This window comes from Kitasatospora sp. NPDC042419, assembly GCF_056437345.1.
Genome location: NZ_JBWKAW010000011.1, coordinates 62054 through 81301, shown reverse-complemented (window position 1 = coordinate 81301; position 19248 = coordinate 62054). Strand labels below are relative to the sequence as shown.

The window sequence follows — 19248 nt, the reverse complement described above, 5'->3', positions numbered from 1 at the left end:
GGACGGCTGCGGCACGCCGCGTACGGCGGGCACGCCGGGCACGGCACGCCGCGTACGGCGGGCGCCCCCGGCCCCGGTGGGCCGGTCAGACCGGCTGCGGTTCGAGGTCGCGGTTGATCCGCTTCCAGCCCCGGACGGCGACGGTGTTGGGGTGCTCCTCGCCGAACTGGCGGATCAGCTCGGCGATGGCGCGCGCCCGGAGTTCGGCGGCCTGGGTGTGCCGGCCGGCCACCCGCAGGGTGACCGCCAGGTTGGCCTCGCAGGCCACGGCGTCGGGGTGGCGCGCCGAGTAGCGGTTGCAGAGGCCCTCGTGCGCGGCGCGGCCGAGTTCCTCGGCGAGGTCGGTCCGGCCGTCGTCGCCGTGGGCGTTGGCCAGGTTGATCATCGCGATCAGGGTGTACGGGTGGTCCGGTCCGACCGAGCGGGTGAGGCCGTCCACGGTGGCCGTGCCGCGCGCGATCGCTCCCGGGACGTCCCCGCTGCCGCGCAGGTAGATGCCCAGGTTGTTGGCGCAGGCGAGGGAGAACGGGTGCTCGTCGCCGAACAGCCGCCGGTGGCCCTCGTAGACGGTGGCGCACAGGTCGCGGGCGGCCTCCTTGTCACCGGACGCGCTGTGGTCGGCGGCCAGGTTGAGCGCGCAGGCCAGCGCGTCGGGCGCGTCGGCGCCGTACCGCTCCAGGTAGCGCTCGTAGGTCTCCTTGGTGATCCGGCGGGCCTCGGCGAGCTGCCCGATCCGGCGCAGCGAGACGGCCAGTGACTTGGCGTTGCGCAGGTTCTCCGGGAGGTCCGGGTCGAGGACGTCGCCGAGGTCCTCGGTGACTTCCTGGAGGAGTTCCACCGAGCCCCGGTAGTCGCCCAGTTCGCGCAGGTCGCGGGCGAGGTTGGACTTGGTGGAGAGGGTGTACGGGTGGCGCGGGCCGAGTACCGCGGTGCGGCGGTCCAGCGTCTCCTGGTCGAGTTCGCGGGCGGCCTCGCTGTCGCCGACCAGCCGGTAGTCGATCGCCAGGTTGTTCGCCATGGAGAGCGTGCGGGGGTTGTCGTCGCCGAACAACTCCCGGAACTGGTCGAGGATTTCGCGATCCAGGTCGAGTGCGGCCTGGAAGCGGCCGAGCGCCCGCCGGTCGGCGCCGAGCGAGCCGGCCGTCATCAGGGTGTACGGGTGGTGCTCGCCGAGCAGCGCCCGCTGGCGCTCCAGGGTGGCCTCGTCCAGGGCCAGCGCCTCGGCGTAGTTGCCTTGGGAGCGCAGCACGTTGGCGAGCTGGAAGCGCAGCAGCAGGGTCTGCCGGTCGTCCTCGCCGAGCTTCCTGGTCCACTCCTCGTCCAGGGCGTGGCCGAGGTCCCGGGCCCGGTCGAGCTCTCCGCGCTTCCACAGGTAGCGGACGCGGTCGATGAGCAGCTGGCGGGTGTCGGCCTCGTCGCAGTTGTGCGCCTTGGACGGCGACAGGTGCGGCCAGATCTCGTCGAAGGCAGGCCAGTTGGCCGGGTCGTCGGTGTCGCCGAGGGAGGGCCGGGCGCCGGTGAGGATGCGGTGCACCTCGTGGACGGCGACCTCCTGCTCGTCGTCGGTCATCTCGGCCCGGATGACGGCCTGGACCAGCCGGTGCACCTGGAAGCTGTTGGTGCCGGCGTCGACCTTGGCCAGCGCGTACCGGCCGATCGCCTGGATCACCTTGCCGAGCATGAACTTGTCGCTCAGGTCCGCGTCGTACTGGACGAGGGCGCGGATCATCTGGTCGCTGTAGAACAGGTTCATCGAGATCGGCTCGGGTGCGAAGAACGCGCAGAGCTGGAGCAGCCGGACGGCCGCCGGGGACTGCTCGCGGAGCCGGGCGATCGAGACGTTCCAGGTGGCGCCGACCGGGGTCGGGTAGTCGGCCGGGCGGGTTCCGGCCAGGGCGCGGGCCGCCTCGGCCTGCAGCTGGGCGACGTAGGTGTCGACCGGGGTGCCGGTGGTGTCCAGCCAGGCGGCGGCGACCTCGACGGCCAGCGGCAGGTCGCCGACCGCCTCGGCGACCCGGTCGGCGTCCGGCCGGGAGAGGCCGCGGGCGCGCCGGCAGAGGTGCTCGACGCTCTCGCCGCGGGTGAAGACGTCCACCTCCAGGGCCTCGGCGTGCCCGGACCAGGCCTGGTTGCGGGAGGTGACCAGGATGTGGCCGGACCCTCCGGGGAAGAACCGGCGGATCTCGGCCGGCTCGTCGGCGTTGTCGAAGATCAGCAGCCAGCGCGAGGTGGGCACGCCGCGCCGGAGCGCCTCCCGGGCGGCCTCGGCGGCCTCGGTCACCGAGTCGCCGACCCGCAGGCCGAGCCGGCGGGCGAGGTCGGCCAGCGCGGGCGCGACCAGCTCGGTCTGCTCGGCGTCGATCCACCAGACCAGGTCGTAGTCGGACATGAAGCGGTGCGCGTACTCCAGCGCGACCTGGGTCTTGCCGACGCCGCCGAGCCCGTACAGGGTCTGCGGGGTGGGGAGCACGGCCGCCATGCCGCCGCGCAGCTGGTTGCGCAGCTGCTCCAGGACGGCGGAGCGCCCGGTGAAGGAGGGGTTGCGCGGCGGGACGTCCCAGACCTGCGGCTTGCTGCCGGGGAACCGGGGGCCGCCGGCCGGGCTCTCGGCGAGCGCGACGTCGCCGCGGCCGAGCGCGCGCAGCAGGGTCTGCACCGACTGGGCCTCGTCACGGCCGACCAGGTCGACCGGGTTGCGGTTGGAGAACGGCGCGGTCAGCCGGACGTCGCCGACCCGGACCGGGACCAGCTGGCGCCGGGTGCCGGACGGGTCGGAGCTGACCACCGACTCCCAGAGCGCGCGGGCCTGCGGCGAGCGCTGGTAGGCGGGCGAGAGGACGGCGACGGTCCGGTAGGCGGCGTCGATCCCGCGCTCGGTGTCCTGGCGCGGGTCGGTGCCGGCGCTGAGGTCGCGGGGCAGCACCCGGAAGCCGGCCCGGGTGAGCACCGACTCGATCCAGTCCGCCCACATCCGGTCCTCGGGGACGTAGGAGAGGTAGAGGTCGGCCGGGACGGACGGGCGGCGGCGGGTGAAGGCGTCCACGTAGCGGAGCCGGATCTCCTCGTCGACCGTCGGCAGCGAGCCGACCCGGCCCTCGGTGATCGCCGAGGTGAGCCGCTCGCAGGCGGCCAGCATCGAGGTCTGGGTGCCGCCCTGGTCGCCGAAGGTGGCGAGGATCTCCTCGTAGGCGTAGAAGGGCCGGTAGGGGATCTCCACCGAGCCCCAGTAGTGGGCGAGTTCGTCGCCGTCGAGGCCGGCGGGCAGGCCGTCGAAGCGGATCCGGGCGAGCGCCCGGCCGGCGTCGGCCTTCTCCTTCTCGCCCTCGTCGATCCGCATCGGCACCGGCAGGATGCGGATGCCGCGCTCGCGGTAGCGGTCGTGGATGTGCTGGGCGATCCGGGAGGCGCCGTCGATGGACTGGTCGCTGAGGGTGAAGCAGACGACGAGGTCGTCGGGCATCTGGACGGTGCAGATCTCGGCGATGTCCGAGAGGCCGGTCCGGGAGTCGATCAGCACGTAGTCGTAGTGCTTGCTCATGTCGGCGCGCAGGGCGTCGAAGAACTGCCCGCCGTCGAAACGGTCGTAGAAGATGTCCCAGTCGAGGTGGGTGACGGCCTCGGAGTAGTCCCGGTTGAACTGGCCGGCGGAGAGGAAGTCCAGGCTGCCGCCGAGCGGGAACAGCGGCCAGGAGAGCGAGAGCGCGTGCGGGTGCACCCGGGCGAAGTCCAGGTGCCAGCCCTCGGCGTGCTCGACCGGGCGGAGCGCCTCCTCCCGGTACTCGGCGATCAGGTCCATCATGCCCGTGGTCCCGGCGAGGGCGGCCTGGTCGAGGAAGGGGTGGAAGAACTTGGCCAGGCCCGGCGCCTCCAGGTCCCAGTCCACGGTGAGCACCCGGAAGCCGTTGGCGGCCAGGATCCACGCGGTGTTGGCGAGCGCCATGGTGCGGCCGGTGCCGCCCTTGTACGAGTAGAAGGTGATGATCCGGCCGTGCCGGTCCCGCTCCGCCTCGCGCTGGGCGGCGAGTTCCTCGGCGGTGAGCCCGCCGATGCGGAGGTTCCTGGTGCGGTTCTCGCTCATGTGGTTCCTCCCCCGGGCGTCCCGTCGTCCGGGCGGTCGCCTCTCTGGCGTACTGGGTGGTCGTCGTGACCGAAGGGGTCGTCCGGTTCGGAGGGGTCCCCGCCGTACCGGTCCGGGCCGGCCCGTCCGCCCTGCGGCCGGAAGGCGCCGCGCAGGCTCGGGCGGGGGGCCGGCGGCTCGTCCGGTTCGGTCCTGGTGCGCCCCTCGAAGGCGTACTTGGCTTTCATCGCGGCTCTCGGCAGCGCGTCGTCGAACTCCTCCAGGCTGGCCAGTCCGGGGGTGCCGCCGATCACGCCGAGGAAGCTGGGGCGGGCCGCCCGGTGGGTCAGCCGCAGTACCTGGTCGGCGAGTTCGGCCATCTCGCGGTGGCGCTCGACGCAGTCCGGGTCGTCCGCGTTCCACGGCTCCAGCACGCTCACCCAGGCCGAGTCGGAGCGGTCGAACCGCCGTACCAGCTCGCGGCGCCGCTCGTCGCAGAGGGCCCAGCGGTCGAGCAGCAGCAGGCCGGGGGCGGTGGGCTCGCCGCCGCCGAGCAGCTCCTCCGCCTCGTCGTCGAACTCGTGCACGGTCGGCTGGAACCCCAACTGCCGGGCCAGGCGGACCGCGTGCTCGGCGAGCGGGCGGTTGGCGGCCGGCCGGTAGGGGTGCCAGTCGGTGCGGCGGGTGCCGTAGTAGTCCGGGTTGCGGTCGGCCGGCACCTCGCCCTGGTGGTACGAGAGGACGGAGATCCGCAGCCGCTTGGTCGGTGCGGCGACGTCGAAGGCGCTCGGCTGGGCGTTGAAGTCGAGCCGCCGCCCGACCGGGATGACCGTCTCCTCGGCCACCTCGACGATCCGCGCGGCCAGCCGGTGCACGGCCAGCTCGTACGCGGAGCGGAAGTAGCTGAGCTTCATCAGCGCGTACAGTCCCTCGGCGGCGTAGTCGGGGCCGAAACTGGCGTGGTTGAACTGGAGTTCGCTCGCCACCTTGGGCAGCTTGTAGCGGCTCATCGGCGCCCAGAGCACCGGGACGATGCCGCTGGTCCGCTCGGAGTCGATGGTCGCCGGGTAGACCGGGCGGCGGGTGAAGGCGTGCCACTCCTGGCCGCACGGGATGCTGTTGAAGTAACGCGGCGAGTACAGCGGCACGAACACCCGGCAGCTGGCCAGCTCCTCGGAGAGCCGCTCGGCCCAGAGTTCGCCCTGGTGCATGGACTCGTCCATGAAGCCGACCGGCACCCCGGCCGGGACGGTGGTGAGTTGGAGGACCGCCTCGCAGAGGTCCCGGTAGAGCTGGCGCACCCAGTGGTTGGGGTCGCCGGCGCCGCGTGCCCCCGCCTTCGGGGTGTGGGCGTAGCTGAGGAAGAAGTAGGGCCGGGCCGCGTCCTCGTCCCAGCCGTGGTCGTTCACACGCGCCTCCCCCTGGCCCCCCGGCAACCTCTTTCCCGCGCGTCCCCGTTCGCGGGGCTTCAGTGTAGGAACGACCCGGGGGGCATGGGAATAGCACGTGGGGGCACGCGGATTGACATGACCGAAACGACCGGGGGCGCACGGTCGCACGCACGCGCGGGCGGTAGCCCCCCGCGGACCGGGCCCGCCGCGCCGGCCGCGGGTTAACGCGTTGCCCCCGCCCCGGTCCGCGCCTACGCTCGACGGAACGCGTCGAGGGAGACGAGTACCCCCGGGTCACCGTGAGCAGAGAGAGCCGCCGACAGCTGGGAAGGCGGCCTCGCGCCCCGGGGGGAAGACACTCCTGAGTGCGGGGAGGCAATGCCCCGCCGGCCGGCCCCCGTCACCGGGCCCGAACGAGGCCGGCGCCCTTCCGGGGCGCCGGCGAAAGTGCGGTGGCACCGCGAGTCGCCCCTTCTCGCCCGCACTCCCAAGGGATCACGGCAACGCCCCCGGAGGGCTGCGATGATCCACCCGACGACCCGCGTCCTGGCTGCGGAACTACCGAACCACGTAGGCGAATCCGTCGAAGTCAGCGGCTGGCTGCACCGCCGCCGCGGACTCAAGTCCGTCACCTTCCTGATCCTCCGGGACCGCTCCGGCCTCGCCCAGGTCGTGGCCGCCGGGAGCGGCGCCGACTTCCCCGAGGAGACCGTCCTGCGGGTCCGGGGGAAGGTCACGGCCAACCCCCAGGCGCCCGACGGCGTCGAGCTCACCGAGCCGGAGGTCGAGGTGCTGTCCGGCCTCGCCGAGCCCCCGCCGTTCAGCCTGTTCCGGCCGACGGTGCCGGCCGCGCTGCCCGTCGTCCTGGACCACGCGCCGGTGGCCCTGCGGCACCCGCGGCTGAGCGCCGTCCACCGGATCTCGGCCGCCTCGGTGGCCGGCTTCCGCTCGGCCCTGGACGGCCTCGGCTTCACCGAGATCCGGACGCCGAAGGTGGTCTCCTCGGCCACCGAGTCCGGGGCGAACGTCTTCGCCCTGGACTGGTTCGGCGGGCGGGCCTACCTCGCGCAGTCCCCGCAGTTCTTCAAGCAGACCATGGTCGGGGTCTTCGAACGGGTCTACGAGACGGGCCCGGTCTTCCGGGCCGAGCCGCACGACACCGCCCGCCACCTGGCCCAGTACACCAGCCTGGACGCCGAGTTGGGCTTCATCACCGACCACCGCGAGGTGATGGCCGTGGTCCGCGAGGCCGTCGCCGGGATGGTCTCCGCGGTGGCCGAACGCGCCGCCGGGGCGGTCCGGCTGCTGGAGCCGGACCTCCCGGAGGTGCCGGCGGAGATCCCGCAGATCCACTTCGCCGAGGCCATGCGGATGCTGGGCGCCGACGAGCCGGACCTCGCCCCGGCCCACGAGCGCGCGCTCGGCGAGTGGGCGCTGAGCGAGCACGGCAGCGAGTTCCTGTTCGTGGTCGGCTACCCGATGCGCAAGCGCCCGTTCTACACCCACCCGGAGCCGGGCCGGCCCGAGTACTCCAACAGCTTCGACCTGCTGTTCCGGGGGCTGGAACTGGTCACCGGCGGCCAGCGGCTGCACCGGCACGAGGACTACCTCGCCGCCCTCGCGGCCCGGGGCGAGTCGCCGGAGCCGTACGCGGGCTACCTCAGCGCGTTCGCGCACGGCATGCCGCCGCACGGCGGCTTCGCCCTCGGCCTCGAACGGTGGACCGCGCGGCTGACCGGGTCCGACAACATCCGCTACAGCACGCTGTTCCCGCGCGACCTGCACCGCCTGTCGCCCTGACCCGGCGCGCGGGTGTCCACCGGGGGACCCCCGGCGGACACCCGCGCGGTCTACCGGCCGCGCCACTCCCGGAGCACGTCGGTCGCGAGGTCGACGGCCTCGCGGACGGGGACGAGCCGGCAGTCGGCGCCGCCGATCCGCCGGTCCGCCACCGTCCGGGCGCGGGAGACGACTTCGGCACCGAGCTCGGCGAAGTGCAGGTCGTCCAGGTCCGGGGCGGTGAAGGTCACCCAGCCGTCGGGGGCCGCGCACCGGTACTCGCGCAGCCGGACGTCGGGCATCCGCAGGTCCGCCAGGTGGAAGGCGGTGAAGCGGGACATCGGGACGCCGATCATCAGCACCCGGGCGTCCAGCTCGTACAGCCGGCCGAGCGGGGAGCCCGGTCCGAGGTGGGAGGTGAGCTCGTGACGGCCGACGACCTCCTCGGCCCGGGCGCCCAGCGCGGCGAAGGAGGTCTGCGGGTGGGTGCTGCGGCGGGCGCCCCGACGGGTGCGGACCTCCTCGGACAGCGCGCCCATGGTCGGCGAGCAGGGCGTGCCGGCCGGGTCGAAGCGCGGCATCCGGGCCCGGTGGGCGGCGGCCTCCGCCTCGGTGAGGCCGGCCACGGCGGCCAGGTGGAGGCGGGAGGTGGCGGAGTTCTCGGGGGTGGCGGTGTAGGCGACCAGGGTGCCGCGCGAGGGTCCGCCGAGCGCGTCCAGCAGGGCGTCGGCGACGGTCGCGGCGCCGCCGGCGACCGGGCCGAGGGCCCGCAGGGAGGCCTGGACGAACAGCACGTCGCCCGGCCGGACGCCGAGGGCGGCGAAACGGCCGGCGAGCCGTTCCCTGGTCTGCGGCGGGGCGGCCGGCGGAGCCGCGCGGCCGGTGGCGGCGTACGCGGGCGGCGCGGCCGCCCGGGCGGGGGCGGCGGGTGCGGCGGGGGAGAAGGTCTCGGTGGTGATGGCGTGTCCCGGGGGTGACGGCCACGGACGGGGGGATCCGCGGCCAGGGTAGAGGGCGGGGGCGCGGCTGAGAACGGGGCGTCGGCGCCCGGCGGCCGGACACCGGCGTGCGCCCGGCGCCCGGCCGTTCCTCCGGCACCGGCACCGGAGGAACCGCCGGCCGGAAGTCAGCCGGCCGCCGCCGGGAGGCGGTCCCGGCGCGCCCGCTCGGCGGCGTCCTCGGCGGACCTCGGCAGCGGGACGGCCAGCCAGGGGCCGACGCTCTCCCCCATCCCCTCGGCGAACCGCAGGCCGAGGGCGGTCAGCGAGCCGGAGCCGGCCAGCCGCTCCACCGCCTCGGCGGTGTAACGGCGCCAGAGCGCGAACTGGGCGCGGGCGTGGCCGGCCGCCTCGCCGGGCAGGCCGTCGTGGGCCCGCACCCTCGTCCCCCAGTACGCCGTCACCGCGAGGTGGGCGTAGGTGCCCTGGAGCAGACCCTCCAGCGGGCGCGGGTCGGGCCGCCAGGGCGCGTCGTACAGCGCCGTGTCGGCCGGGTCGTAGAGGTCCGCCTGGTCGAGCACCGCGCCCAGCTTGACGTGCTGGAACTCGTGCGCGAGCAGCAGCGCGAGGGTGGGCGCGGTCGCCGGGCGGGCGATCCCGACCGCGCCGTAGGCCTGCCGGGCGGCGGCGCTGACGTCCCGGCCGGGCGGGCCGGGGCGCAGGGGGGTGACGGTGCTCAGGCCGGCCCGCAGCCCGTGGGCGTACTCCGGGAGGTCGCGGTCCAGCAGCTCGGTCGCCTCCCGCAGCGCCCGGCTCCAGGCACCGAGTTCGGGTTCGGCGAGCCGGCCGGCCACCGGCCACTGGTGGCTGTCCCGCTGCGGGTCGACGTCCTCCACGGCGAGCGTCCAGCCGCCGGCCAGGGCGACCCGCCGGACCGGCTGCCAGCGCGGGTCCCCGTCGCCGGGGCGGACGGTCGAACCGTCGTCGGCGCGGACGGTGAACCCCTCCCTCGCCCCGGTGACCACCGCCTCGCGGACGCCGGGGCCGAGGTCGAGCCGGCCGAGTGCGGGCAGGTGCAGCACGCCGTCGCGGAGCGGGACGGCGACGGCGTCGCCGCGTCCGGCCCGGACCGCCGCGACGGCTGCCAGCCCGGCCAGCGGCCCGAGGCCCGCCGCCGGGTCGCCGCCCAGCCGCCGGGCGGCCCAGGCGCGGGCGTACGGGTGCGCGAGCACCGCGTCCACGGCGGCGGGGTCGGCCGCGTCGAGCTCGGCGAGCAGCTCCCAGGCGGCCGAGCGGGCCAGCCCGGAGGTGGCCCGGACGGCGGCCAGCATGGCGCGGGCGAGGGCGAGTTGGGTGCGGTTCAGGGCCCGGACGGTGTCGGCGCCGCCGTGGCCCCGGGCCAGTTCGTCGAGCTGTGCGCCGGTGAGCCCGGCCGGCCCGCCCTGGGCCGGAACGACCGCGGCGGAGGCGCCGGCCGACGCCCCGGTGGAACCGGCGGAGGCGGCAGCCGGTGCGGCCGGCCCGCCGGAGCGGTCGGCGATGCCGTTGATCAGGGTCATGAGGTCCCCGCAGTAGACGGACGGGTGGTCGAAGCCGCCGTCCCCGTACCGGTGCGCGTACAGCCCGCCCCCGCAGGAGCGGACCACCGGGCAGGCGCGGCAGGTGGCGCTGAGCCCGGCCAGGCCGGCCTGCCGGGCGGCCACGCCGGGGTGGAGGGCGACCTCGTCGAGGCTGTGGGTGAAGACGTCCAGGCCGGTGGCGGGGGCCCCGTCGTACGCGGTCTTCAGGCTGTCGGCCTGCTCGAAGCTGCCGTCCGTCTCCAGCACCACCAGGTCGGACGGCTCCAGGCCGAGCGACTCGGTGAGGCTGGACAGCCCGTGCCGGGTGCGGTGGACGGAGTCGAAGGTGCGGACGGCGAACGGGCGGCCGTCCGCCTCCCAGAGGTCGTAGACGGTGAGCAGCCAGTCCGCGTACGGGTGCGGGCCCTGCCCGGCGGGACGTTTCGGCGGCTGCTCCCAGGTGGCGTGCGGGAGGAGGAAGTCGACGGCCGGGGGGTCGAGTTCGGCGAGCGCGCGGTACACGGCGACCGGGTCGTTCTCGACGTCGACGGTGCAGAGCAGGCCCGCGTAGAGGTGCCGGTACTCGGGCCGGCGAAGCAGTGCCACCGCGCGGAGCACCTGCGGGTGGCTGGAGCGGCCGTCGGCGTAGCGGCGGTGGCGGTCGTTGGCGGCGCGGTCGCCGTCCAGCGAGACGCCGACCTTGATGCCCAGTTCGGCGAAGAGGTCGCAGAACGCGGTGTCGAGCAGCACGCCGTTGGTGTGGATCCGCAGGTCGAGGGTGCAGCCGGGCGGGAGGGCGGCCCGGAACTCCTCGGCGGCCCGGCGGATCCGTTCCGGGCCGGCCAGCAGGGGCTCTCCCCCGTGCAGGACGACCCGGACGGACGGCAGCCGATGCGCGGCCGCGTGCTCGCCGACGCGTTCGGCGGCCTTGGCCAGGACCAGGTCGCCGACGGCCCTGGGGCGCCCGCGCCAGCTGGTGTCCGCGTGCTCGTAGACATAGCAGTGGTCGCAGGCCAGGTCGCAGCGGCTGTGCACCTTGACGACGAATTGCGTCAGTGGCAGCGGCATTCGCGTCATCGCGGCATCGGATTCGATCGGATTCGCTCGGAGGGCAACCGGCCCGGAGAGGGGTCGGGTCTGTCAGATCGAGGAATTGAAGGCGGCGACCGGCACCAGTCCGGAGTCCGCCCCGGGCAGGGCGCGCTGCAGTCGGGCGGCGAGTTCCTCCGCGCCGAGCGCGGACAGATCGGCGAGCGAGAGGCGCTCCACCGCGTCCTGAGTGTCAGTCAGTTCAATGCCTGGCCTGGTGCTGGTTACCGGTGTCATATTCGTTCCTTCTGGCGCGGTTAGAACCTGCCGACAGTGGGTACCCCACTCGCTCGACAAATGTAGTGGCTGGAAAGGCCCGGCGCGGTACCCCGCATCGCGCGAATCGGCGTCGCCCCTGGTACCGGGCCCCTCCACCCCGGAAATTCACTCGTCCAGCGGTCGCGCATCCGCCGATTCCTACGCCCCGGGGCCTCCCGCGCCGCCCGACGGACCGGTTCCGGCCCCGGCGGGACCGCAGCTCGGCCCCGGGGCGGCCCGCTCACTCGAACGCGCGTACCACCCGCGCCATCTCCGCCACGAACGCGTCCCCGGCGGCCGTGAGTTCACCGCTCCCCGCCAGGGTGGCCAGGGCCGCCCCGGTGTGCACCCGCCAGCGGACGTGCTCGCGCCCGGCCCGCTCCCGGCCCGGCGCTCCGGCCGCGAGCTCGGCCCGCCAGAAGTCGGTGACGCCCAAGTGCGCGTAGGCGCCCTGGAGCAGGGCGCCCACCGGGCGCGGGTCGGGCCGCCAGGGCGCGTGGTGGACGGCTGCGCCGTTGGGGTGGTGGAGCGGCACCAGGTCCAGCAGCGCGCCGAGTTGGACGTGCAGGAACTCGTGCACCAGGGCCAGCGCCAGCAGCACCGGCTCGGCCGGGAGGGAGGCCGCCACCGCGCCGTAGGCCCGCCGGGCGGCGGCGCTCACCGCCGAGCCGTCCGGGGCCGGCCGCAGCGGCACGAGGACGGCCACACAGGCCGCCACCGCCTCCGCGTGCGGGCGGTGGCGGCGCACCAGGACCTCCCAGGCACCGGCCAACGCCTCTCGCCAGCAGTCGAGTTCGGCGGCCCCGAGCGGTCCGGCCACGGGTCGCCCGTAACCGGCGCGGCGCGGACCGGCGTGGTCGAGCAGCGGCGTCCAGCGCAGCCCGTCGCACTCCAGCGGGACGGCCACGCCGGCCGGACCGCCCCGGACGAACTCACCCAGCACACCGAGCGGGGCACCCGCCCCACCGGCCGCACCGGCTCCGGCGGCCGCGGCGTCCCCGCCCGCCAGGGCACGCAGGCAGTCGGCCGCCCACGCATCCAACTCCGGTGCCAGCAGCACCTGTTCCCAGCGCTCGCGATCGTCCTCCCGGAGCGCCCCGAGTTCCTCGTAGGCCGCCGCGAAGCCGCCGTCGGCCGCCGGCAGCGCCCTCCGCAGGGCGAGCAGCAGCAGCGTCCGCTTGCTCAGCTGCCCGGCCCGCAGCAGCCGGACGGCCGCCGTCCCGCCGCGCGCGGCGGCGAGCGCCCGGAAGGTCGCCCCGTCCACCCCGTGCCGGGGCAGCCCGGCCGCCGCCCGGGCGGTCGGCACCCCGGGCGCCGGCCCACCCGCCGCGGTCCCGCCGGCGCCCGCTCCGGCACCCGTCACCGACCCCGCACCCGACACCGGCCCCGCGCCCGTGCCCATGCCCGCGCCCACTCCCGTGCCCGCACCCATCGCCCGCCTCCTCAACCCGCCGCTCCCGCCACCGGCGCGCCGCCCAGCCGCGCCACGTCCTCCCGCAGCCGCCCCGCGATGTGGCGGATCAACCGGGCCAGGTCCGCGCAGTACACCGAGGGCCGCCCGAAGTGCCCGTCCCCGTAGCGGTGGGCGTAGAGGCCGCCACCGCAGACCGGCGCCAGCGGGCAGGCGGCGCAGACCGGGCCGAGCCCGGCCAGGCCGCGCTGGCGGGCCCGGAAGGCCGGGTGGGCGGCGGCGTCCGCGAAGTCGTGGCGCCAGACGTCCAGCCCCGTCCCGGGCGCGCCGTCGTACGCCGCCTTGAGGCTGTCCGCCTGCTCGATCGCGCCGTCCGCCTCGACCACCACGAGGTCCACCGGGGCGAGGCCGACGGCCTCGCTGGCCGCCCGCCCGCCGAGCAGCAGCACGGCCAGTTCCTCGAAGAGCCGTACGCCGGTCTCCCGGCGCGGTGCGTCGTACCAGCGGTCGAAGGCGGCGGTCAGCCACCGCGCGTACGGCGCCGGCTCACCGGCCCCGCCCCCGGCCGCCGGGGGCGGGGCGGAGGGGACCGCCCGCCGCAGTCCGGGCGGCTGGGCCTCCCAGGTGCCGTGCGGCAGCAGCAGGTCGATCCGGGGCGGCGCGAACTCCAGCAGCGCCTCGTAGGTGGCGACCGGGTCGGCGGCGAGGTCCACCACGCAGAGCAGCCCGGCGAACAGCTCCCGGTGCTCCGCGGAGCCCAGCAGCCGGACCGCCTCGGCCGTCCGCGCCCAACTGCCCGCGCCGGAGCGGAACCTACGGTGCCGGTCGTGGTCGGCGGCCGTGCCGTCCAGCGACACCCCCACGCCGACCCGGTACCGGTGCAGCACCTCCCACAGCGCGGGCTCGGTGAGCAGCCGCAGCCCGTTGGTCTGCAGGCTGAACCGGACCCGCGGCGCGCTGGACGCCAACTCCCCCAGCAGCTCGTCCAGATGGCCGGCGCCGACCAGCAGGGGCTCGCCGCCGTGCAGGATCACCCCGACCTCGTCGAGCCCGCAGCGGTCCGCGTGCTCGGCGATCCGCCGGGCCGTCCGGCGGGCCGTCCCGACTGCCATCCGCCGCGGCCGGTCACGCCAACTCTGGTCCGCCGCCTCGTACATGTAGCAGTAGTCGCAGGCCAGGTTGCACCGACTGTGGATCTTCAGCAGATACTGCCGGAACGGCACCATGGCGCCGAGCCTAGCGCCGCCCCGGCGGCGCCCCGAAGGGGACCGGACGGGGCGTCACACGGACGGCGGTTCGATGTCCGAGTCCAGCCGCATGCCCGCCATGACCGCCACCGTCGTCGGGTGCTCCTCCCCCAGGGTGCGCCGCGCCCGCCGGACGCAGTCGGCGCGCAGCTGGGCCGCGCGCTCCCGTTCGCCCGCGGCGGCGAGCGAGAGCGCGAGGTTGGAGCCGATGCCGATGGCGTCGTAGTGGTCGGGGCCGAGGGTCTCGACCATGAGCGGCTGGGCCTGCTCCTCCAGCGCGCGGGCGGCCGCGGGCTCCCCCGTCCGGACCAGGTCGTTGGCGTGGTTCATCATCGCGATCGGGATGTAGAGGTGGTCGTCGCCGAGGACGGCCCGGAACTGCTCCAGCGTCCGCCCGGAGAGCTCGCGGGCCTCCGTGCCGCGCCCGGCGAGCCGGAGGTAGACGGAGAGGTTGTTGGCGCCGGCCAGGGTGACCGGGTGGTCCTCGCCGAGGTAGTCCCGGTAGCGGGCGAGGGCCCGTTCGGCGAGCTGGATGGCCCGGTCGGTGTCGCCGAGCGCGTTGAGGTCACTGGCCAGGTTGGTCGCGGCGGCCAGGGTGTCGGGGTGCTCGGGTCCGTTGATGTCGAGGTAGCGCTGGTAGATGTCCTCGTCGATCTCCAGTGCCTCGTTGTAGCGGCCGGCCCGGCGCAGCGCGACGGCGAGGTTCTTGCGGGCGCGCAGGGTGTCGGTGTGGCCGTCGCCGATGGTCTGCTGGTAGATCCGGACGGTCTCCTCCAGCAGGTCCAGTGCCTCCCGCAGCCGACCGGTCTCGCGCAGGTCGCGGGCGTAGTTGGAGGCCGAGGAGAGCGCGTAGAGGCTGTGCGCGCCGAGCGCGTCGCGCTGCTGCAGGTAGTTGGTGCGGTGGCGTTCCAGGGCGGCCCGGCGGTCCCCGGCGAGGTAGTCGGAGACGGCCAGGTTGTTGGTGATCATCAGGGTGCGCGGGTGGTCCGGTCCGAGCGTGCGCCGGGCCGCGTCCAGGGTGCGGCGGTCCAGCTCCCGGGCCTCCTGGTAGCGGCCGAGCGAGCGCAGGTCGGCGCCGAGGCTGTTGGCGACGGCGAGGGTGTGCGAGTGCTCCGGGCCGAGGGTGGCGGTGAACCGTTCCAGGATGTCCTCGTCCATCGCGTACGCCTCGTGCAGGGCGCCCTGGGAGCGCCGGATGTTGCTGAGCTGGGTGCGCAGCATCAGGGTCTGCGCGTCGTTGTCGGCGTCGAAGCCCGGGCCGCCGAAGCCGGGCCGGTGCCAGTGCTCCAGGGTGCGCTCGGCCAGGTCGCGGCCGGACTCGTGCAGGCTGCGCTTCCACTGGTAGCGCACCGAGTCGATGATCCACTGCCGGACGTCCTCGTCGGCGCTGCCGGTCGCGCCGGACGGCCAGAGGTGGGGCAGCAGGGCGGCGTACTGCGGCCAGTTGGCGGGGACGTCCGGCTCGCCGGGGTTGGCGGCGGCGAGCGCGGCGTGCACGACGGCGCGGATCTCGGCCCGCTCGTTCCCGTCCACCTGGTCGCGGAGCACCGCCTGGACCAGCCGGTGCACGGTGATGGTTCCGCTGCCCTGGTCGGTGCGGGCCAGGCCGAAGCGGTTGATGGCGCGCAGGAACTCGCCGATCGCCAGCTTGTCGCGGGGCGCCCGGGGCGGCAGCCGCAGGGCGTGGGTCACCGGCCGGCTGTAGAGCAGCCGCATCGGGATGGCGTCCGGGCCGAAGAAGGCGCAGATCTCCAGGATCTGGGCGGCCGGGGCGTTGACGCCGCGCAGTTCCTCCACCGAGATCCGCCAGGTCGCGGCGGCGGAGTGCGGGTACTCGGCGGGGCGCAGCCGGGTGCGCTCCAGCATCTCGGTGAGGGCGTCGTCGAGCAGTTCGAGGTACGTGGAGAACGGCATCGAGGTCTCCTGCAGCCAGACGGCGGCCTGCCCGATGGCGAGCGGGAGGTCGCCGAGCCGGTCGGCGACCTGGTCGGCGTCGGCGGGCGCGAGGCCGGTGTTGAAGCGACGCAGCAGCCGGATGCTCTCCTCCCGGAGGAACACGTCGACCTCCGCCAGCCCGGCGTGCTTGGACCAGCCCTGGTTGCGGGAGGTGATCAGCACGTGGCCGCCGGAGGAGCCGGCCGGGAGCCAGGGCGCGAGCTCGTCGGGGGTCCCGGCGTTGTCGTAGACCAGCAGCCAGCGGCGGTAGGGCTGGCCGCGGCGCAGCGCGTCGAGCACGGCGGCGGCGGTGTGCGCGACGTCGTCGCTGCTCTCCACCCCGAGCCGGGGGGCCAGTTCGGCGAGCTTCTGCGGGATGTTGGCGGGCTCCTCGGCGGGCACCCACCAGACGACGTCGTAGGCGGCTTTGAAGCGGTGCGCGTACTCGGCCGCGATCTGCGACTTGCCCGCGCCGCCGAAGCCGTACAGGACCTGGCTGAGGACGGCGGCGGACCCGGCGGTGAAGCGGTTGCGGAGCAGTTCGAGGAGTCGGCCGCGGCCGGTGAAGGAGGCGTTGCGCGAGGGCACCTCCTGGATCTGCGGCGCCGCACCGGGGAAGCGCGCGGGCGCGGCGAACTCGCCGCTGTCGGTGTCCGGTTGGCGGCTGGAGCCGGGCGGCGGCCCGAGTTCGTTGTAGAGCTGGGACTCCGCGAGCAGGGCGGAGGAGCGGACCAGGTCGGGCACCGCCGGGCCGACGAACGGGCGGGGCACCGGCTCGTCCGAGCCCTGGAGGCGCAGCGCGACCAGCAGCGGCGAGCCGCTGACCGGGTCGCGCCCGCCGAGCAGTTGCCAGGCCTCGGCGGCGCGGGCCAGCGCGGTGTACTCGGGCGAGAGCAGGGCGAGCATCCGGCCCTGGCCCTCCAGCGGCCCGACGGCCTCCGGCGGCGCCCCGGAGTGCGACTCCGCCGCGTTGTGCAGCGAGGTCTGGTAGCCGAAGCCGGTGAGGGTGGCCGCGGCCCACTCGGCCCACATCCGGTCCTCGGGGGCGTAGCTGACGTACACCTGGCGGGGCGTGGTGCGGGTGGAGCGCAGGTAGGCGCCGTACAGCCGGCGGCGGGCCTCGCCGGTGAGCGGGCGCAGGGTGCGGACCCGGCCGTCGGTGATCCAGCCGGCCAGCCGCTCGAAGGCGTTGAGCAGGCTGCGCGCCTCCTGCGGCCGGTCCGCGACGGTGGCGGGCACCTCCTCGTACGCGTAGAACGGCTTGTAGGGGACTTCGATGTCGCTCCAGTAGCCGGCCCTGCGGTCGGCCGGGAGCCAGCGGCCCAGGTAGGGGGCGAAGGCCTCGCGGGCGTAGTCCCGGCCGGCTTCGAGCCGCTCCTGTTCGGCGTCCTCGACCCGCATCGGGACGGGCAGGACGCGGATCGCCCGTTCCTCGGCGTCGGCGATGGTGCGGGCGGCGTCGACGCCGCCGCGGATGTTCTGGGCGCTGAAGGTGAAGCAGTCGACGACGGTGTCCGGCATCAGCACGGTGCAGATGCCGGAGGTGTCGCTGACCCCGGTGCGGCTGTCGATCAGCACGTAGTCGTAGGCCCGGGCCCAGCGTTCGCGCAGCTCGCGCAGGAACTCGCCGCCCCGGATGTCCCGCCCGTGGTAGAAGCTGCGCCAGTTGAAGCTGGTCACGGCGGCGGGGTAGGCGGCGTTCTGCCGCCCGGCGGGCAGGAAGTCGAGGCGGCCGCCGTCCGACAGGTCGAGCGCGAGGCCGCAGACGTAGGCGTCGAGCCGGCCGGGTTCGTCCAGCCAGGCGGCGGGGGCGAGTCCGGCCGGGCCGGCGGCGGAGGGCAGGGCCTGCTTGACGTAGGCGCGCAGCAGGTCGATCAGGCCGTCGGTGGCGTGCAGTTCCGGGTCGACCAGCAGCGGGTGGTAGTAGCGGTGCAGGCCGGGCGCCTCCAGGTCCCAGTCCACCACGAGGACGCGCAGGCCGCGGCTGGCGAGGATCCAGCCGACGTTGGCCAGGGCCATGGTTCTGCCGGTGCCGCCCTTGAAGGAGTAGAAGGTGACGACCGTTCCCGGTCCGGTCCGCTCCGGCTCCGGGCCGGGCTCAGCGAACATCGTCCTGCTCCCCCTTCAGCGGCACTGCCGCGCCGTCCGGGCTGCGGCGCGGGCCCGGTGGCCGCGCCGGAACGGCGAGCCCGGGCATCGCCGGACCGGCCTCCACACCGCCCGGGCCGAGGCCGAAGACGGCACCGTCGCCATCGTCCCCCCAATCGAAGTTGTCGTCCATGAGCTTGTTCTGAGCAACCGTCACCATGATGGTGAGCTGGTTGTCGAAGCTCTCCCGGGGCACCGCGACGCGGAACAACTGCTCCGGATCGCTCCGGCGCAGCCAGCTCCGGCGGAACACGCCGCGCACGCCGGCCCAGAGCGCGTCGCGCTCCGGCCCCGCGGCCGGGTCGCCGCTGCCGGCCGGGACCATCACCCCGGTGACCGGGTGGTTCTGCTCGTCGTACTCGCGCAGCGCCGTCCGGTAGCCGTCGCCGGCGGCCACCCACGGGTCCACCAGCAGCACGCTCACCTGGTTGTCCTCGCGGGCCTGGTCGAGCCGGTCGCCGAGGCCCGGGGCGACCTCCTCCAGGGTGGTGGTGTGCCCGGCCGCGGTGATCACCTGCTGGGCGCGGACCACCAGGGACGGGTGGGTCGGCGGGTGGTACGGGGCCCAGTGCCAGGGCTTGGCGCCGTACCAGCCGCCCCGGCGGACCGGTCCGGCCCGGTCGGCGGCCGCGTCGCCGGGTCCGTCGCCGGGTCCGTCGCCGGGCGCCCGGCCGGCGTCCCGGGCGGGCGGCGGGTCGGAGGCCCGGCCGGCCGCGACGAAGAGCCGGACCATCCCGGCGGTGGGGGCGGACCGCACCGGGGCCGCCACCGGGAAGTAGCCGCGGACGGCGCCGAGGTCGAAGTCGGGCAGCTCGGTGAGCCGGCGGCCGGCGGCGTCCCGGACCCGCTCGGCGACCACCCGCACGACCTGCCGGTACTCGGCGCCGAGCGGGTCGGTGCGCAGCAGGTCGCGAAGACCGGAGCGGACGTAGGTCTCGCCCATGCCCTGCTGGACGTACTGGATCTTCAGGACCTCGTCGGGCAGCGCGTCCGGCAGGGACTCCCAGAGCACCGGGATGAGCGCCGGGACGACGTCGCCCTCCAGTTCCTCGTGCCGGCGGACCCGGCCGCGGAAGGCCGTCCACTCCTTGCCGCAGTAGAGGCTGGCGAAGTAGGCCGGGGAGTAGAGCGCCACCATGGTCCGGGAGCTGGCCAGCATGCCGGCCAGCTGCTGCTCCCAGTTGTCGCCGAGGCGCAGCCGCTCGGTGTCGCGGTAGGCGATCTCGTCGGCGCCGGCGGCGGGCTCGATCCGGCCGAGTTCGTCCCTCAGGTCGTTGAAGAACTGGTCGACGAAGGCGTCCTCCGCCTCGTAGTCGCGACGCGCGTAGCTGAAGAAGAAGTACGGCCGCATTGCACCCCCCGGGCCTGACTGCGCCTCGCCTGCGCAGCTGTCATACCCAGCCTGTCCCGAACTCCACCGGTCGCGCCGGGGAGTT

The 19248-nt window shown here is 75.1% G+C and carries 10 protein-coding genes; 1 reads left to right on the top strand and 9 read right to left on the bottom strand.

All coding sequences use genetic code 11. The annotated features are described in order from the left end of the window. Window positions 1–85: 85 nt before the first annotated feature. Entirely contained in the window at window positions 86–4078 is a 3993-nt protein-coding gene (fxsT, locus tag AC067J_RS21645; protein ID WP_478301530.1) for an FxSxx-COOH system tetratricopeptide repeat protein, read from the bottom strand. Beyond that, window positions 4075–5466, bottom strand: coding sequence for a TIR-like protein FxsC (locus AC067J_RS21640; RefSeq protein WP_478301528.1), 1392 nt, complete (start codon window positions 5464–5466; stop codon window positions 4075–4077). Before AC067J_RS21640 ends, fxsT (AC067J_RS21645) begins: the two co-directional genes overlap by 4 nt. A gap of 504 nt (window positions 5467–5970) precedes the next feature. Between AC067J_RS21640 and aspS the strand changes: the two genes are divergently transcribed. Then, a complete protein-coding gene (gene aspS / locus AC067J_RS21635) occupies window positions 5971–7248 on the top strand; it encodes an aspartate--tRNA(Asn) ligase (protein WP_478301526.1) in 1278 nt (425 codons plus the stop codon). 50 nt (window positions 7249–7298) lie between these two features. On the opposite strand, the gene AC067J_RS21630 is transcribed toward aspS, so the two are convergent. The 7 genes from AC067J_RS21630 to AC067J_RS21600 form a co-directional block, all read right to left on the bottom strand. Continuing rightward, window positions 7299–8021 carry an AAC(3) family N-acetyltransferase gene (locus AC067J_RS21630; RefSeq protein ID WP_478301524.1) on the bottom strand — a complete coding sequence of 241 codons (723 nt, stop codon included), beginning with the start codon at window positions 8019–8021 and terminating at the stop codon, window positions 7299–7301. A gap of 332 nt (window positions 8022–8353) precedes the next feature. Beyond that, window positions 8354–10801 (bottom strand): FxsB family cyclophane-forming radical SAM/SPASM peptide maturase, encoded by a 2448-nt coding sequence (locus AC067J_RS21625; RefSeq protein WP_478301522.1) that lies wholly within the window; start codon window positions 10799–10801, stop codon window positions 8354–8356. Between the two features lie 63 nt (window positions 10802–10864). Further along, window positions 10865–11050 carry a hypothetical protein gene (locus tag AC067J_RS21620; RefSeq protein WP_478301520.1) on the bottom strand — a complete coding sequence of 62 codons (186 nt, stop codon included), beginning with the start codon at window positions 11048–11050 and terminating at the stop codon, window positions 10865–10867. A gap of 262 nt (window positions 11051–11312) precedes the next feature. Further along, the gene (locus AC067J_RS21615; RefSeq protein WP_478301518.1) at window positions 11313–12503 is read right to left on the bottom strand and encodes an aKG-HExxH-type peptide beta-hydroxylase; all 1191 of its coding nucleotides are present in this window, start codon (window positions 12501–12503) and stop codon (window positions 11313–11315) included. An 11-nt stretch (window positions 12504–12514) separates the two neighbouring features. Next, on the bottom strand, window positions 12515–13708 hold the full coding sequence (locus AC067J_RS21610; RefSeq protein ID WP_478301516.1) for an FxsB family cyclophane-forming radical SAM/SPASM peptide maturase: 1194 nt from the start codon (window positions 13706–13708) through the stop codon (window positions 12515–12517). Between the two features lie 54 nt (window positions 13709–13762). Then, window positions 13763–17773 carry an FxSxx-COOH system tetratricopeptide repeat protein gene (gene fxsT / locus AC067J_RS21605; protein WP_478301515.1) on the bottom strand — a complete coding sequence of 1337 codons (4011 nt, stop codon included), beginning with the start codon at window positions 17771–17773 and terminating at the stop codon, window positions 13763–13765. Then, window positions 17763–19163 carry a TIR-like protein FxsC gene (locus AC067J_RS21600; RefSeq protein ID WP_478301513.1) on the bottom strand — a complete coding sequence of 467 codons (1401 nt, stop codon included), beginning with the start codon at window positions 19161–19163 and terminating at the stop codon, window positions 17763–17765. The genes fxsT (AC067J_RS21605) and AC067J_RS21600 overlap by 11 nt, the downstream gene beginning before the upstream one ends. Window positions 19164–19248 lie beyond the last annotated feature (85 nt).

Bases quoted from the DNA above. Each gene is read 5' to 3' on its own strand.
- fxsT (WP_478301530.1), bottom strand. From the start codon at position 4,078: ATGAGCGAGAACCGCACCAGGAACCTCCGCATCGGCGGGCTCACCGCC.
- aspS (WP_478301526.1), top strand. From the start codon at position 5,971: ATGATCCACCCGACGACCCGCGTCCTGGCTGCGGAACTACCGAACCAC.
- AC067J_RS21625 (WP_478301522.1), bottom strand. From the start codon at position 10,801: ATGACGCGAATGCCGCTGCCACTGACGCAATTCGTCGTCAAGGTGCAC.
- AC067J_RS21620 (WP_478301520.1), bottom strand. From the start codon at position 11,050: ATGACACCGGTAACCAGCACCAGGCCAGGCATTGAACTGACTGACACT.
- AC067J_RS21615 (WP_478301518.1), bottom strand. From the start codon at position 12,503: ATGGGTGCGGGCACGGGAGTGGGCGCGGGCATGGGCACGGGCGCGGGG.
- AC067J_RS21610 (WP_478301516.1), bottom strand. From the start codon at position 13,708: ATGGTGCCGTTCCGGCAGTATCTGCTGAAGATCCACAGTCGGTGCAAC.
- fxsT (WP_478301515.1), bottom strand. From the start codon at position 17,773: ATGTTCGCTGAGCCCGGCCCGGAGCCGGAGCGGACCGGACCGGGAACG.
- AC067J_RS21600 (WP_478301513.1), bottom strand. From the start codon at position 19,163: ATGCGGCCGTACTTCTTCTTCAGCTACGCGCGTCGCGACTACGAGGCG.